This window comes from Okeania sp. SIO2F4, assembly GCF_010672385.1.
GTDB lineage: Bacteria > Cyanobacteriota > Cyanobacteriia > Cyanobacteriales > Microcoleaceae > Trichodesmium.
Genome location: NZ_JAAHGT010001292.1, coordinates 1 through 1901, shown reverse-complemented (window position 1 = coordinate 1901; position 1901 = coordinate 1). Strand labels below are relative to the sequence as shown.

Here is a 1901-nt window from a genome sequence, read left to right as displayed (position 1 = left end):
ACAAGCAGTTCTTGATAGTAATATTGCTCAGATAGGTTCAGCTAAGGCACAATTAGATAGTGCGGAGGCTCAACTAAGATCCTTGAGAGATGATAAAACGGAACTAATTGCCCAAAGAGAATTAAACTCCGAGCGGGCTAATCTAGAAAATGCTAGAGCTAACCTCCGTCGAGAGCGTCAGGAATTAAATAGATTATTAGCTGAGTCTAGTTCCTTATCAGAAGAAGCTAATTTAGAGAATGCTCGAGCAAGTCTGGGATCGCAGCGTCAGGAACTAAATAGATTAATCGCTGAATCTGCGTCCCTATCGGAGCAAGCGCAAGTAGATGATGCTGAAGCAGCTTTACGAGCTCAGAAGGCTGAAAAAGATAGAAGAGAAGCAACTTTAGAATACCAAAAAATTGAACAAGTAAGATTTTCTACACTCTACGAACAAGGAGCAGTTCCCAAAGAAAGGTTCGACCAAGCGACCCGCGACATTAAACAAGCTGAAGCAGAAATAGATAATATAGAGCAAGAAATTGAAGCAGCAGAAGCACGGGTTGAAAGTGCCAGAAAAGATTTACAAAGACGTACAACTACTTTAGATGCTCAAATAGCAGCTCAAAGAGAAGTTATTGAAGCTTCTAAAGCACAGGTCGAAAGTGCTAGAAAAGATTTACAAAGGCGTACAACTACTTTAGATGCTCAAATAGCCTCTCAAAGAGAAGTTATTAAAGCTTCAGAAGCACAAGTTGAAAGTGCTAAAAAAGATTTGGAACGTCGCATTGAAACTTTAGATGCTCAAATAGCTAGTCAAAACCAACTCATTGCATCTCAGGAAGGTCAGGTAGCTCAAGCTCGCGGTCAACTACAACAAGCGCAAGCAAGTGCAGTAGCAGAGCAAGTAGAGTTACAATATTACGATATTGTTGCTCCTATTAGTGGGGTAGTTGGGAATGTGGAACCGAAAGTTGGTGATTATGTAGATACTCAAAGTGAACTAACCACTATTCAAGACAACAATACTTTAGAAGTTAATATTGATATTCCCATAGATCTACTACCTCGAATTAGACTAGGTACACGAGTTGAGTTGATATCTAGAGACACAGATAAAACAGATAAATTAGTTGGCAGTAGTCGAGTATCTTTTATCTCTCCAGATGCTGGTCAAGGAACTCAAACTATTTTAGTCAAAGCAATATATAACAATGCTCAAAAGAAACTGCAAACTAACCAACAAGTAAGAGCAAGAGTTATCTGGGAAGAAAAGCAAGGATTAACCGTTCCCATTCATGCTGTCAGGCGGATTGGAGATCAAGCTTTTGTGTTTCTAGCAGAAGAGAAAATTACGGATGGTGAGAAAAAGTTGATTGCAACTCAGAAACCTGTAAAGTTGGGAACCACTCAAGGTCAAACTTATGAAGTAATTGATGGATTGAAGGGAAGTGACAACATCGTGGTCTCAGGTGTAGTCAAGCTCCGAAATGGTGTTCCTATTACTGATGATTCTGAGTTAGGAAATCCTACTGATAGAAAGTAGGGAGTGTGGGGAGTATGGGGAGGTAGTGAGATGGAATATTGAAGTAATTTATAGAATTATAGGGCTTTGTTGCATGAAAGTATCGATAGAACATCCGTTCCGCTTTTCGGTTGTCCCCGACATGAAAGGTGAACCTAGTAGCTATAGAACCCCTAAAGGGATTTATTTAAAATTATAGATTGAGAGTAGGGGAGTGGGGGAGATGGGGAGATGGGGTGTATTAGATATCTGCCTTGCATCCCATCTAAAAATCAATTAATTCTCCTGAGAACCTATTTTCTGGAGATACGCTTAGGGCTTCTATATTACCGAGAAATTGTGGGTATGCGCCTCCCCTTGGATAGGGGAAAAAAGAAAAAATTTTTCCTTTGAATCA

General features: G+C 39.9%; 1 protein-coding gene. It reads left to right on the top strand.

Features of this window, described 5'->3' with window-relative positions; translation table 11 throughout:
- Window positions 1-1525, top strand: a 1525-nt coding sequence (locus F6K22_RS39785; RefSeq protein ID WP_293110567.1) for an efflux RND transporter periplasmic adaptor subunit, incomplete at its 5' end; no start/stop codon positions are given.
- Window positions 1526-1901 lie beyond the last annotated feature (376 nt).